The organism is Chitinasiproducens palmae (assembly GCF_900095735.1).
Lineage (GTDB): Bacteria > Pseudomonadota > Gammaproteobacteria > Burkholderiales > Burkholderiaceae > Chitinasiproducens > Chitinasiproducens palmae.
Map to the genome: position 1 here is coordinate 63696 of NZ_FNLO01000011.1, position 13361 is coordinate 77056.

12 protein-coding genes are annotated in these 13361 nt (G+C 67.9%); 4 read left to right on the plus strand and 8 right to left on the minus strand.

Translation table 11 applies throughout. The features are described from left to right. Window positions 1–53: 53 nt before the first annotated feature. Window positions 54–1097, minus strand: coding sequence for a rod shape-determining protein (locus tag BLU54_RS17150; RefSeq protein WP_091911116.1), 1044 nt, complete (start codon window positions 1095–1097; stop codon window positions 54–56). Between the two features lie 392 nt (window positions 1098–1489). Here BLU54_RS17150 and gatC point away from each other — a divergent pair, with 392 nt between their 5' ends. The 4 genes from gatC (at window position 1490) to BLU54_RS17170 (ending at window position 5740) form a co-directional block, all read left to right on the plus strand. Then, entirely contained in the window at window positions 1490–1789 is a 300-nt protein-coding gene (gatC, locus tag BLU54_RS17155; protein ID WP_091911118.1) for an Asp-tRNA(Asn)/Glu-tRNA(Gln) amidotransferase subunit GatC, read from the plus strand. A 195-nt stretch (window positions 1790–1984) separates the two neighbouring features. Then, on the plus strand, window positions 1985–3463 hold the full coding sequence (gene gatA / locus BLU54_RS17160) for an Asp-tRNA(Asn)/Glu-tRNA(Gln) amidotransferase subunit GatA (protein WP_091911121.1): 1479 nt from the start codon (window positions 1985–1987) through the stop codon (window positions 3461–3463). A 2-nt stretch (window positions 3464–3465) separates the two neighbouring features. Further along, entirely contained in the window at window positions 3466–4941 is a 1476-nt protein-coding gene (gene gatB, locus BLU54_RS17165; protein ID WP_091911123.1) for an Asp-tRNA(Asn)/Glu-tRNA(Gln) amidotransferase subunit GatB, read from the plus strand. Window positions 4942–4963: 22 nt separating this feature from the next. Next, window positions 4964–5740, plus strand: coding sequence for an exodeoxyribonuclease III (locus BLU54_RS17170; RefSeq protein WP_091911125.1), 777 nt, complete (start codon window positions 4964–4966; stop codon window positions 5738–5740). A 54-nt stretch (window positions 5741–5794) separates the two neighbouring features. Here the strand turns inward: BLU54_RS17170 and BLU54_RS23840 are convergent, their stop codons facing one another. From BLU54_RS23840 to argB, 7 genes are all read right to left on the minus strand, one after another. Beyond that, entirely contained in the window at window positions 5795–6670 is an 876-nt protein-coding gene (locus BLU54_RS23840; protein WP_170845202.1) for a hypothetical protein, read from the minus strand. Window positions 6671–6881: 211 nt separating this feature from the next. Then, a complete protein-coding gene (locus BLU54_RS17180) occupies window positions 6882–8003 on the minus strand; it encodes a M48 family metalloprotease (protein WP_235838002.1) in 1122 nt (373 codons plus the stop codon). Continuing rightward, window positions 8000–9265, minus strand: coding sequence for an AmpG family muropeptide MFS transporter (locus BLU54_RS17185; protein ID WP_091911133.1), 1266 nt, complete (start codon window positions 9263–9265; stop codon window positions 8000–8002). The genes BLU54_RS17180 and BLU54_RS17185 overlap by 4 nt, the downstream gene beginning before the upstream one ends. Window positions 9266–9518: 253 nt before the next feature. Then, complete coding sequence (metW, locus tag BLU54_RS17190) at window positions 9519–10133, minus strand: methionine biosynthesis protein MetW (RefSeq protein ID WP_091911136.1); 615 nt, start codon at window positions 10131–10133, stop codon at window positions 9519–9521. After that, entirely contained in the window at window positions 10130–11284 is a 1155-nt protein-coding gene (gene metX / locus BLU54_RS17195; RefSeq protein ID WP_091911139.1) for a homoserine O-succinyltransferase MetX, read from the minus strand. Before metX ends, metW begins: the two co-directional genes overlap by 4 nt. Window positions 11285–11582: 298 nt before the next feature. Beyond that, window positions 11583–12359, minus strand: coding sequence for a pyrimidine 5'-nucleotidase (locus tag BLU54_RS17200; RefSeq protein WP_091911414.1), 777 nt, complete (start codon window positions 12357–12359; stop codon window positions 11583–11585). 84 nt (window positions 12360–12443) lie between these two features. After that, the gene (argB, locus tag BLU54_RS17205; protein WP_091911142.1) at window positions 12444–13343 is read right to left on the minus strand and encodes an acetylglutamate kinase; all 900 of its coding nucleotides are present in this window, start codon (window positions 13341–13343) and stop codon (window positions 12444–12446) included. Between the last annotated feature and the right edge of the window lie 18 nt (window positions 13344–13361).

Genomic DNA, 13361 nt, shown 5'->3' on the forward strand with positions numbered 1-13361 from the left:
TTCCGGTTCATGCAATCCCGCCTGCGAGTGCAGCCATCCCGCCGCCGCAACGCTTACTCGTAGGAGAAGATGCTGCGGACCTTGTCGACCCGTTCGAGCGCCATGCCCGAGCCCCGCACCACGCAGGTCAACGGATCCTCGGCGACCAGCACCGGTAGACCGGTTTCCTCGGCGAGCAGGCGATCGAGGTCGCGCAGCAGCGCGCCGCCGCCGGTCAGCATCATGCCGCGTTCCGCGATGTCGGCGCCGAGTTCCGGCGGCGTCTGTTCGAGGGCGATCTTCACCGACGAGACGATCTGGTTCAGCGGGTCGGTCAGCGCTTCCAGGATCTCGTTGCTCGAGATCGTGAAGCTGCGCGGGATGCCCTCGGACAGATTGCGGCCCTTGACCTCCATCTCCTTGACTTCGGAGCCGGGGAAGGCGGAACCGATCTCTTTCTTGATCGCTTCGGCGGTCTGTTCGCCGATCAGCATGCCGTAGTTGCGGCGGATGTAGTTGACGATGGCCTCGTCGAACTTGTCACCGCCGACGCGCACCGACCCCTTGTAGACGATTCCGCCCAGCGAGATCACGCCGACTTCGGTGGTGCCGCCGCCGATGTCGACGACCATCGAGCCGGTGGCCTCGGACACCGGCAGGCCGGCCCCGATCGCGGCGGCCATCGGCTCTTCGATCAGGTACACCTGCGATGCGCCCGCGCCGTGGGCGGCTTCCTTGATCGCGCGGCGCTCGACCTGGGTCGAACCGCACGGCACGCACACGATCATGGCCGGCGACGGCCTGAACATGCGCGACTGGTGCGCCATCTTGATGAACTGCTTGATCATCTGCTCGGTCACCGTGAAATCGGCGATCACGCCGTCCTTCATGGGCCGGATCGCCTCGATGTTGCCGGGCACCTTGCCGAGCATCTGCTTGGCTTCCTTGCCGACGGCCTGGATCGTCTTTTTGCCGTTCGGGCCGCCTTCCTGACGAATCGCCACCACGGACGGTTCGTCAAGCACGATGCCTTTGCCGCGCATATAGATCAGGGTATTCGCGGTGCCGAGGTCGATCGCCAGATCGTTGGAGAAATAGCTGCGAAAAAAACCGAACATTCAGGTTCCTGTCTCGCCGAGGCACGATCGTGCCTCGAGCGCAAAAATTTGGACGGCGGGGGATTACCGTTGGCCGTCGGGACGCGCCCCGCGCCCCGGTCTAGCGAGTCACGTCGGGCGAGCAGCGGCGCGGCTTGGGACATTCCGGGCGAAACCCTCCTTGATGCCTAAGGGTGCCCTGCGAGTCAAGTGCGTAATCATACCTTATAATCCGAGCCCTATAAGCAGGATTCCCGCAGCATTTCAGCAGCTTGTCACACAACCCCGGCGCATCGTGGCGTGGCGGGCAACGGCACGCCGCGAAGGCGGCCGGCGGCCGCCGCGAAGCGACGGATGCGGTGCCGCTGCGCCGCCCCTGCGCCCCTGGCGCCCGCCCTTACTGAATCGAGAGCATGTCCCTGACCCCGAACGACGTCGCGCGCATCGCGCATCTCGCCCGCCTGGAATTGCCCGAGGCCGCGGTGGCACCGCTGCTCGGCCAGCTCAACGCGTTCTTCGGACTGGTCGAGCAGATGCAGGCGGTCGATACCACCGGCATCGCCCCGCTCGCGCACCCGATCGAGGTGGTCGAGCCGGTGGCGCTGCGGTTGCGCGAGGATGCCGTGGCAGCGGAAATCGACCGCACCGCGAATCAGGCGAGCGCGCCCGCGACCGAGGACGGGCTGTACCTGGTGCCGCGGGTCATCGAGTAAGCAGCGCCCGGCCTGGCGTCGGCGCCGCGTCGGCTTCGTGCGGGTGGCCGCCGTCCGCGGCGTTGGCGGACCGGTTCGCGCGGCCGGCTGGGCCGCCCGCCGAAGCGTCTGCTGCACGAGGCACCGCCACGTCAGGCACCGCTGGCTCGCGCCGCCCTCGGCGGCGTACCGAATTTCTAGAAGGAAGGACTTCCGATGGACGACACTAGCCTGACCGGGCTGCGCGAGGCGCTCGACGCGCGGCGCTGCTCGGCCGTTGAACTGGCTCGGCAATACCTGGCGCGCATCGAGGCGGCCAACGCGCTGAACGCGTACGTCAGCGTCGACGCGGCGCGCACGCTGGCGCAGGCAGCCGCGGCCGATGCCCGCCTGGCGGCTGGCGAGCGCGCGCCGTTGCTCGGCGTGCCGATCGCGCACAAGGACGTGTTCGTCACGCGCGAATGGCCGTCCACCGCGGGGTCGAAGATGTTGGCCGGCTATCGCAGCCCGTTCGACGCGACCGTCGTGGCAAAGCTGGCTGCCGCCGGCGCGGTGTGCCTCGGCAAGACCAATATGGACGAGTTCGCGATGGGCTCGTCGAACGAGAACTCGTACTTCGGACCGGTGCGCAATCCCTGGGACCATGCTGCGGTGCCGGGCGGTTCGTCCGGCGGCTCCGCCGCAGCGGTGGCCGCGAATCTGTGCGTGGCCGCGACAGGTACCGATACCGGCGGCTCGATCCGTCAGCCGGCCGCGCTGACCGGCATCACCGGCATCAAGCCGACTTACGGCCGCGTGTCGCGCTACGGCATGATCGCTTTCGCCTCGTCGCTCGATCAGGCTGGGCCGATGGCGCGCTCGGCGGCGGACTGCGCGCATGTGCTGTCGGCGATTGCCGGCGTCGATCCCCGCGATTCGACCAGCATCGATCGCGACGGCGAGGATTTCGCGCGCCATCTCGACCAGCCGCTGGCCGGCGCGGACGCCGCCCGTCCGCTGGCGGGCCTGCGCATCGGTCTGCCGCGCGAATATTTCGGCGACGGCCTGTCCGCGGACGTACGCGCCGCGGTCGAGCAGGCGTTGTCGGTGTACCGGTCGCTGGGCGCCACGCTGGTCGATGTTTCGCTGCCGAAGACGGAACTGTCGATTCCCGTCTATTACGTGATCGCGCCGGCTGAAGCCTCGTCGAATCTGTCGCGCTTCGATGGCGTGCGCTTCGGCCACCGCGCCGCCGAGTACGGCGACCTGCTCGACATGTACAAGAAGAGCCGCGCGGAAGGGTTCGGCGCGGAGGTGCAGCGTCGTATCCTGGTCGGCGCCTATGTGCTGTCGCATGGCTATTACGACGCGTACTACCTGCAGGCGCAACGTATCCGGCGCATCATCGCCGACGACTTCCAGAAGGCATTCGCCGAGTGCGATGTGCTGATGGGGCCGGTGTCGCCGACTGTGGCGTGGAATCTCGGCGAGAAGCAGGACGACCCGCTGTCGATGTACCTGGCCGACGTGTACACGCTGTCGGTCAGCCTGGCCGGCCTGCCGGGCATGAGCGTGCCGTGCGGCTTCGGTGCCGGCGATCGGCCGGTCGGTCTGCAGATCATCGGCAATTATTTCGACGAAGCGCGCATGCTGCAGATCGCGCATGCGTTCCAACGCGCGACCGACTGGCACACCCGCACGCCGAAGGACCTCTGACCATGCTTGAACGATTCCCTGGCTGGGAGGTCGTGATCGGCCTCGAGACGCATGCCCAGCTCTCGACTGTCTCGAAGATCTTCTCGGCGGCGCCGACCGCATTCGGTGCCGCGCCGAACACGCAGGCAAGCGTGGTCGACCTGGCGCTGCCCGGCACGCTGCCGGTGTTGAATCGCGCGGCGGTCGAGCGCGCGATCCGACTGGGGCTGGCGCTGGGCGCAACGATCTCGCCGCGCAGCATCTTCGCGCGCAAGAACTACTTCTATCCGGATCTTCCGAAGGGCTATCAGATCAGCCAGTACGAGATTCCGGTGGTGCAGGGCGGCTCGCTCACCGTGCAGGTGGTGCCCGCGACGGGCGAGGCGTACGAAAAGACCGTCAACCTGACCCGCGCGCACCTCGAGGAAGACGCGGGCAAGTCGCTGCACGAGGACTTTGCCGGCATGACCGGCATCGACCTGAACCGGGCCGGCACGCCGTTGCTGGAAATCGTCAGCGAACCCGAGATGCGCAGCGCGGCCGAGGCGGTGGCCTACGCGCGCGCGCTGCATAGCCTGGTGGTGTGGCTGGGTGTGTGCGACGGCAACATGCAGGAAGGCTCGTTCCGCTGCGACGCGAACGTCTCGGTGCGACGCGTCGGCGCGACGGCCTTCGGCACGCGCGCGGAGATCAAGAACCTGAATTCGTTCCGCTTCCTCGAGGAGGCGATCAACTACGAAGTGCGGCGCCAGATCGAGCTGATCGAAGACGGCGGCGAAGTGGTGCAGGAAACGCGGCTGTACGATCCCGACCGGCACGAGACCCGTTCGATGCGCAGCAAGGAAGACGCGCACGACTATCGTTATTTCCCGGACCCGGACCTGTTGCCGCTGGCGATCGGGCAGGCGTGGATCGACGAGGTGGCCGCGTCGCTGCCCGAACTGCCGCAGGCCATGCAGCGCCGCCTTGGCGACGCCTACGGCCTGTCGAAGCAGGACGCCGCGACGCTGACCGCGTCGCGCGCCTATGCGGCGTATTTCGAGGCGGTGGTGGGTGCGCTGGACGGCACGCAGGCCAAGACCGCCGCGAACTGGGTGATGGGCGAACTCGCCTCGCAGCTGAACCGGGCCGGTATCGAGATCGAGGCGGCGCCTGTCACGCCGCAACAACTGGCTGCACTGCTGCGCCGCGTTGCGGACGGCACGATCTCCAACAAGATCGCCAAGGAGGTGTTCCAGGCGATGTGGGACGAGCCGTCCGGCGCTGCCGATGCCGCGGACCGCATCATCGAGGCGCGCGGCCTAAAGCAGATTTCGGACAGCGGCGAGCTGGAAGGAATCATCGATGCCGTGTTGGCCGCCAATCAGAAGTCGGTCGACGAATACCGCGCGGGCAAGGAGAAGGCGTTCAATGCACTGGTGGGTCAGGCGATGAAGGCGACCCGCGGCAAGGCCAACCCGCAACAGGTGAACGAACTGTTGAAGCAGAAACTGGCCTGACCGGCCGGAATCGAGGAGCGAGATGCGAGTCATCACTGCCAATCTGAACGGCATCCGGTCGGCGGCCCGCAAGGGCTTCTTCGATTGGTTCAAGGACCAGGACGCCGACTTCGTCTGCGTGCAGGAACTGAAGGCGCAGCAATGCGACATGACGCCCGAACACCTGGCGCCGCACGGCTATACCGGCTATTTCCAGCATGCGGTGAAGAAGGGATATAGCGGCGCCGGCGTGTACGCCCGTCATGAGCCCGACGAGGTGGTGGTCGGCTTCGGCACGCAGGAGTTCGACGACGAGGGGCGCTACGTCGAGCTGCGTTACGGCAAGCTGTCGCTGATTTCGGTCTACGTGCCGTCCGGTTCGAGCGGCGAGGAACGCCAGACTGCCAAGTTTCGTTTCATGGACGCGTTCATGCCCCATCTGAGCGGACTGGTCGCCGAAGGGCGCGAGGTCCTGCTGTGCGGCGATGTGAACATCGCGCACCGCGAGATCGATATCCGCAACTGGAAGGGCAACCTGAAGAATTCCGGCTTCCTTCCCGAGGAGCGCGCCTGGCTGACCCGTCTGTTCGACGAGGTCGGCTACGTCGACGTGCATCGCCGGCTCGATCCGCGCCCCGAGCAGTACACGTGGTGGAGCAACCGCGGGCAGGCCTACGCGAAGAACGTCGGCTGGCGGATCGACTACCATCTCGCCACGCCGAAGATCGCCGAGACCGCGCATACCGTGGCGGTCTTCAAGGACATCAAGTTCAGCGATCACGCGCCGCTTACGATCGACTATCGCTTCCCGGTGCGTTGAGCGAAACGGTCGGGCCGCCGCGAAAGCGGGCCGGCCCGGCGCTGGGCGCGACGGTCAGCCGCCCATCAGATCGATCACCGTCAACACCACCCAGGTGGTCGGATCGTAGACAATGGCCCACCCCTGGTAATAGCCGATCTGGTATCCCGGCGGCGGCGGCGGCAAGGTCGCGATCAGCGGCGGCGGCAACGGTTCGATGTAGCGCCAGTACGCGCCTGGGATTTGCCAGCCCGGCTGGAAGGTCGGGCGGCGCTGCCAGTCGAAGGCGCCAAACGACGGTGCGTAGTAATTGCGCAGATACACGCGATCGCGGTCGCGGAACGCATAGCCGGGGGGCGGCCCGCCAACCGGGCCTCGGCCGCGATACTGCGGTCCGCCAGGGCCGTAGTAGCCGTGCGGCGGCCCACCGGGCGACACTTCGCGCCCTGGCGCCGCATGCCATCCCGGGCCGCCGTTGCCGCCAGGGCCATTGGTCCAGCCGCGCGGCGCGTTGCCGCCATTGCCCGGGCCGTTCCACCCGTGTTGACCGCCTTGCCCACCGGGACCGCCCGGCCCTGGATTGCTTCCCTGCGGCGCGTTGCCCGCGCCAGGGCCGCCGTTCGCCGGCCGGCCCACGCCACCGGGGGTTCGACCGGGCAGCGGTTGACCATGCACGCCGCCGTTCTGGGCGCCTGGGTTCCCCTGCGGGTGACCGCCTTGAGGCTGTCCGCCTTGTGGACGGCCCCCCTGCGGCTGCCCGCCTTGCGGTGGCGCACCTTGGGGCTGACCGCCCTGCGGGCTACCATTACCCGGGCCATGCCCGCCGCCCGGAAAATTGTTTTGCGCGGACGCCGTGACCGGAGCGAGCGCGCCGGCGAGTACCGCGCTGAGAATGCCGACCGCGTACAGGCGGTTCTGACGGCGGTGCATCGATCCGAAACGACTGGCCATGTCTGCGCTCCTCTGGACCGGAACGAGTGTCCCGGCCGCACCGGTTCCATAGGTCGACCGTGCGATTCCATTCTAGGGAGTGCGCCGGCCCGCGCTTGTAACCGTTTGCGTCGCTGGGTATCCGTCCCTTACGGCCGCAACAGTCAACGCGGTGCGCGGTCGAGTGGTGGCCAACGCGCTGCCCGACCGAGCCCGCGAGCCCGCGCGCGGCTCAGGACGACGCGGCCGTCGCCGGTGCCGCGGCTGCCGCCTTCGCGCGTGCCGGCAGGCGGTCCTTGCGCTGCGCGGTGGTCAGCGGGAACGGCGGCAGCGTCTGCACCGTGTAGCCGAGCGCCTTCGCGAACAGCGGCAACATGTCGTTGAGCCGCTTGCGCAGCGCCAGCTCGCGTTTGTACGTGTAGGGATGGACGAGCGCGAAGTCCAGCGGATGTCGCCGGTTGGCCAGCGCAACCTTCTGCCAGAAATTGATCGCCGCGCGCGGATCGTAGCCGGCGCGCGAGGCGATGTCCGCGCCGATGACGTCGGCTTCGGTCTCGTCGGCCGTGCCATAGCGCAGGCCGAGCAGACGATCGGTGCGCAGACCCTGCGCGCCGACCGGCGGCACCAGTCCGAACAAGCGGCTGATGCGCTCATCGGCGACGCGGTCCTGGGCCACGCTCGCGAGTCGGCCGCGTGCATGCTCGCGCAATGCATGCGCGCTCAAGTGTGCAAGCAGCAGCGCCAGCTCGTCGTCGCGCAACGACAGCTTGTCGATGATGCCGGAGTAGACGACGAACTTGCCGCCCGGCAGCGCGATGGCGTCGATCATCGGCGAGCGAACCACCTCGATGTCCCAACGCCAGTCGCGCGCCCGATCGTTCCATTTCAATGCATATGGCACCAGCTTCTGCAGGATCGCGCGCGAGCGGCGCACGCGCGCGTCGTTCGCCGGCAGCAGCGTGCGGCTGGCGCGCGCGTTGCCGATCAGGCGCTGGTAGGTGGCGTCGCCCTGCAGTTCGAGATCGGCGGCTGGCATCGCATGGCGGAACGCATCCCCGCCGCCGTCGCGCAACTGCTGTTCGGTCGCGGAGGCGGCGCTCGGCGGCGTCGCCTGGGCGAGTGCGGCGGTAGCGAATGGCAGCGCGACGCAGCACGCCAGCAGCTTACGCAGCCGGGTCAGCCGATGCAGCATCGGCAGGCGGCCGGCCGGGCGGTCCGGCAGGCGTGCCGCTTCGCGGCCTGGATCCGATAAGCCTAGCCGCCGGCACGGCCGCTGCGTGGTCGCCGGCAGCGGCGAGGCAGCCCTGAGCGACGCCGCCGCGCCCCGTTTGCACGGTGTCGATCGTCCGGTCATTGCGTGCTGCTCCAGGGCGCCACCTTGGGCAGCAACAACAGACCCGGCAGGCCGAGCGCCGCGCAGACCAGGAAGAAGTCGAACCAGCCGACCTGGGCGACGATGTAGCCGGTACCTGCATTGGCAAAGGTGCGCGGCACCGACGCCAGGCTGGTGAAGAGCGCGAACTGCGTCGCCGTATAGCGCGGATCGGTAGTGCTGGCGATATAGGCGGTGAAGGCGGCCGTGCCGAGGCCGGCGGAAAACGCTTCCAGGCCGATCACCAGCGCCAGGCCGAGCTGGCTGGCGCCGGCGTGCGCAAGCCAGGCAAAGCCCAGCACCGCCACCAGTTGCACGACGCCGAAGATCCACAGGCCGCGCGCGATGCCGAGTCGGATCAGCCAGACGCCGCCGATCAGGCCACCGGCAATGCTGGCCCAGAAGCCGCTGGTTTTCGCGATCAGGCCGATGTCGGTCTTCGTGAAGCCCAGGTCCAGGTAGAACGAGGTCGCAAGCGCGGTCGCCATGCTGTCGCCGAGCTTGTAAAGGAAGATGAAGGCCAGCACGAGCAGCGCGCTGCGCAGGCCGTTGCGACCGACGAATTCCCGAAACGGCAGCACGATCGCATCGTGCAGCGAGCGCGGCCGCGCCACGCCGAGGTCCGGCTCGCTGATCACCAGCGTCATCAGGATGCCGGGCAACATGAAGGCGGCGGTGATCGGGAACACCAGCGACCAGGGCAGGTGGTCGGCGAGCACCAGCGATAGCGCGCCGGGCACCAGGCCGGCGACCTTGTACGCGTTGACGTGGATCGCGGTGCCGAGGCCCTGTTCGCGATCGCTCAGCAGTTCACGCCGATAGGCATCGACAACGATGTCGAGGCTGGCGCTGAAGAAGGCCAGCAACGCCGAAAGGGCGGCGACCAGCCAGATTTCCCGGGTCGGCGAGAACATGCCGAAGACAGCGATGGTCACCATCGTCAGCACTTCGGTCAGCAGCATCCAGCCGCGCCGCCGGCCGGGCCGCCAGCCGGCGAACGATGGCACGAAGCGGTCCATCAACGGCGCCCAGACGAACTTCCAGGTGTAGGGAAACTGGATCAGCGCGAACAGGCCGATCTGGCGCAGATCGACGCCGTCCGAGCGCAGCCAGGCCTGCAGCAGGCTGATCGAGGTGAACAGCGGCAACCCCGACATGAAGCCGAGGAAGACGCAGATCAACATCCGGCCGTTGACCAGGGCGCGCCAGCCCGCGACAGGAGGCTGGCCAGAGGGGTTCTGCATCACTTGAGGCTGAAAACGAAACGGACGCGGCACGGCCGCGGGGAAAAGCGGGGCAACGCACCGGTCCGACAGGCAGCGGTGCCCGCCGCGCCCCTCACGCGTGCTGTCGGCGACGCACCCGGCTGGACCAGCAGTGGGCGCGCGCAAGGCGCGAAAGGGCGAAAGCAACGTGCACGGCGTGGGCGGTGGCGCGCAGCGGGCTGCCGGGCATCAACGCTGCATGCCGTCGTCGGAGCCGATGGCGCCGCGGCGCTCAGGCCTGGCGGACGCGATAAACCGCAAGACTACCACGCCAGTTCGCTCCCCAGCTGATCGGCGCCGTATCTTTCAGAACGACGCGTTCAACGATGGTGAAACCGACTTCCGAGGCGAGGGCCTCGAAGTCACGAATCGTCAACACCCGCACGTTTGGCGTGTTGTGCCATTGATAGGGCAGCGACTCCGAGACCGGCATCCGCCCGCGCAGGACCGCGAGCCGGTGCGGCCAGTAGCCGAAGTTCGGGAAGGAGACGATCGCCTCGCGGGCCACGCGGACGGTCTCGCGCAGGATCTCGGCCGTGCGATGGATGGTCTGCAGCGTCTGCGACAGGATCGCGAAGTCGAACGACTGCGCCTCGAACAGCCGCAGTCCATCCTCCAGGTTCTGCTGGATCACGTTCACGCCGCGGCGTTCGCACGCGGCCACGTCGGCGTCGTCGATCTCGATCCCGTAGCCGCGCACGTCCAGCTCGCGCACCAGCACCTCGAGCAACGCGCCATCGCCGCAGCCAAGGTCGAGCACGCTCGCGCGCGCCTCGACCCAGCGCGCGATGGCCCGGAAGTCGGCGCGCTGGGCCAGCGTTTCATAGGCGTCAAGCACGGCGCTCATGCAATCTCCTCCGCGATGCGCGCGTAGCGCGCGCGAATCAAAGCGTGATAGCGGGCGTCGTCGAGCAGGAAGGCGTCGTGGCCGTGCGGCGCGTCGATTTCCGCGTAGGTGACGTCGCGCTTGTTGTCGAGCAGCGCCTTGACCAGCTCGCGGGAGCGGGCCGGCGCGAAACGCCAGTCGGTCATGAACGATGCGACCAGGAAGCGCGCCTGGCTGGTGGCGAGCGCGGCGGTCAGATCGCCGTCGAACGACTTTGCGGGGTCGAAGTAGTCGAGCGCCCGCGTGATCAGCAGATAGGTGTTGGCGTCGAAATAGCCGGCGAACTTGTCGCCCTGATAGCGCAGATAGGATTCAACCTCGAACTCCACGTCGAAGCTGAAGCGCCACGCGTCGAGCGCTCCGTCGGCGCGGCGCAGCGCGCGCCCGAACTTGCTGGCCATGTCGTCGTCGGACAGGTAGGTGATGTGTCCGATCATGCGCGCGACGCGCAGCCCGCGGCGCGGCACCACGCCGTGGGCGTAGTAGTCGCCGCCGTGGAATTCGGGGTCGGACAGGATGGCCGAGCGTGCCACCTCGTTGAACGCGATGTTCTGCGCGGACAGACGCGGCGTCGAGGCGATCACCAGGCAATCGCCGACCCGCTCGGGATAGCGCAGGCTCCACGCGACGGCCTGCATGCCGCCAAGGCTGCCGCCCATCACTGCCGCGAAGCGTTCGATGCCGAAACGGTCCGCCACCCTGGCCTGCGCGTCGACCCAATCCTCGACGGTGAGCAGCGGGAAGCGCGCGCCGAATGGCTTGCCGGTGGCGGGATCGATGCTCATCGGCCCGGTCGAGCCGAAGCAGGAGCCCAGGTTGTTGATGCCGATCACGAAGAAACGATCGGTGTCCAGCGGCTTGCCGGGACCGACCATATTGTCCCACCAGCCAAGCTCGCCGGCCTTGCCGGAGGCGTCCGCGTAGACACCCGCGACATGGTGCGAGGCGTTCAGCGCGTGACACACGAGCACGGCATTGCTGCGCGCCGCGTTCAATGTGCCGTAGGTCTCGACCATCAGGTCGTAGGCGGGCAGCACCTCGCCGCTCTGCAGCATGAGCGGGGTGTCGAAGTGCATCTGAATGGGAGAAACGATGCCGAGTGTCGAAGCCATGAGCCGCTTTGGAAAAAGCCAAAGGGTCGGAGGGCGAAACAAGGCGCTCGGACGACCGCTTTAGCCGCATTTATATCGAGCCGGAGGCCGCGCATTGATCGCATGGTCCGTCTCACGCGCCCGCAATCGTGTCGACAAATCGGCGCGTTTCAAGCCGCTAGTATAGCCGGCTTCTCAGCACCGCCGTGCATTCGCCGTGCATTCGCCAGGGTGATGCCGACCCGATGTCTACCTGGTATCGAGCGCATGCCAAGCACACGCCGGGCACCTGTCCAGGCGAGGTGCCGGGCCATGCGGCTCAGGCCCGCTCGGGCCGGCCGCCGCGCCCGGCGCGCAACTGATGCAGCGACGCGATGCGCAGATCGACGTAGTGGGGCCGGCCTTGCGTGCGATGCGGCGCGCCGCCGGTACGCGGCGGCAGGTGGCCGGTCATCCAGACGGTGCGCAGGTGCAGGCGACGATAGCGCTTGAGATGGGTGTGTGTGTCCTCGACCAGCACCGTCCGGGCCGGGCTGGCGCCCAGCCGACGCAGCAGCGCGCGCATCGGCAGGGCGTCGGGCTTGGCGAACCAGCGCGCGCCGCGGCGCATCTGCTCGACAGCGACGATGTCCTCGAACAGGTCGGCGATGCCGAGACCGATCAGCACATCGCGCGCGTATTGCGCGGCGCCATTGGTGAGGATGATGCGGCGGCCGGGCAGGCGCGCCAGTGCGCGCCGCAGGCCATATTCGCTGCGCAGCAGCGCCGCCAGCCCTTCGTTCGGATGGACCGCGTGCAGGAAGTCGTGCCCATCGATCGCATGGCGCCGCACCAGGCCGAGCAGCGTCGCGCCGTAGCGGCGCGTGTACTCGACCCGCAGACGGTCGGCGATCGGCCGTGCCACGTCGAGCCGCTCGCAGATGTACGCGGTCATCGCGCGGTTGATGAACGGGAAGATCGCGTGCGACGCGTGATGGAGCGTGTTGTCGAGGTCGAACAGCCAGACCGGCGCATCGGCCGCGTGTCGGCGCGGTCGACGTCGTGCCGGCCGGCGCGTGCCCCGGGCGCGGGGCGGCAGCGCCCCAGTCGGCAGCACGCCGCCGGCAAGCGCGCCGACGGCGCGTGCAGGGCGGTCGCTTCTGACCGGCCTAGCGGCCCGCACGCGGCGCGTCCCGGTCACTCAGTGCGAGCGGATCATGGTGCCGAACGGCTGTTCGGTCAGGATTTCCAGCAGCACCGAGTGCTCGATGCGGCCATCGACGATGTGCACCGAGTTGACGCCGCTCTTCGCGGCGTCCAGCGCCGACGAGATCTTCGGCAGCATGCCGCCCGAAATCGTGCCGTCCGCGAACAGCGCGTCGATCTCGCGGGCGCTGAGGTCGGTCAGCAGCGTGCCGGCCTTGTCCATCACGCCGGGGATGTTGGTCATCATCACCAGCTTCTCGGCGTTGAGGACCACCGCCAGCTTGCCGGCGACCAGGTCGGCGTTGATGTTGTACGACAGTCCCGCCTCGTCGAAGCCGATCGGCGAGATGACGGGGATGAACGCATCGTCCTGCAGCGCCCGCACCACTGCCGGATTGATCGCCTCGACCTCGCCGACCTGACCGATGTCGAGGAACTCCCCCGGTCGCTCGCGGTCCGGCATCATCATCTTGCGCGCGTGGATCAGGCCGCCGTCCTTGCCGGTCAGGCCGACGGCGTGACCCCCGAAGTGGTTGATCAGCATCACGATGTCCTGCTGGACCTCGCCGCCGAGCACCCACTCGACCACTTCCATCGTTTCCTCGTCGGTCACGCGCATGCCCTGCACGAACGTGCCCTGCTTGCCGATCTTCTTCAGCGCATGGTCGATCTGCGGGCCGCCGCCGTGAACGATCACCGGATTGATGCCGACCAGCTTGAGCAGCACCACATCGCGCGCGAAGCCTTGCTTGAGGCGTTCCTCGGTCATCGCGTTGCCGCCGTATTTGATCACCACCGTCTTGCCGTGGTACTGGCGGATGTACGGCAGGGCCTCGGCAAGGATCTCGGCCTTGAGTACCGGGGTGAGCTGCGACAGGTCTGGGAGGTCGGACATGGCGGCTGGCAAAAACGG

Bases quoted from the DNA above. Each gene is read 5' to 3' on its own strand.
- BLU54_RS17150 (WP_091911116.1), bottom strand. From the start codon at position 1,097: ATGTTCGGTTTTTTTCGCAGCTATTTCTCCAACGATCTGGCGATCGAC.
- gatC (WP_091911118.1), top strand. From the start codon at position 1,490: ATGTCCCTGACCCCGAACGACGTCGCGCGCATCGCGCATCTCGCCCGC.
- gatA (WP_091911121.1), top strand. From the start codon at position 1,985: ATGGACGACACTAGCCTGACCGGGCTGCGCGAGGCGCTCGACGCGCGG.
- gatB (WP_091911123.1), top strand. From the start codon at position 3,466: ATGCTTGAACGATTCCCTGGCTGGGAGGTCGTGATCGGCCTCGAGACG.
- BLU54_RS17170 (WP_091911125.1), top strand. From the start codon at position 4,964: ATGCGAGTCATCACTGCCAATCTGAACGGCATCCGGTCGGCGGCCCGC.
- BLU54_RS23840 (WP_170845202.1), bottom strand. From the start codon at position 6,670: ATGGCCAGTCGTTTCGGATCGATGCACCGCCGTCAGAACCGCCTGTAC.
- BLU54_RS17180 (WP_235838002.1), bottom strand. From the start codon at position 8,003: ATGACCGGACGATCGACACCGTGCAAACGGGGCGCGGCGGCGTCGCTC.
- BLU54_RS17185 (WP_091911133.1), bottom strand. From the start codon at position 9,265: ATGCAGAACCCCTCTGGCCAGCCTCCTGTCGCGGGCTGGCGCGCCCTG.
- metW (WP_091911136.1), bottom strand. From the start codon at position 10,133: ATGAGCGCCGTGCTTGACGCCTATGAAACGCTGGCCCAGCGCGCCGAC.
- metX (WP_091911139.1), bottom strand. From the start codon at position 11,284: ATGGCTTCGACACTCGGCATCGTTTCTCCCATTCAGATGCACTTCGAC.
- argB (WP_091911142.1), bottom strand. From the start codon at position 13,343: ATGTCCGACCTCCCAGACCTGTCGCAGCTCACCCCGGTACTCAAGGCC.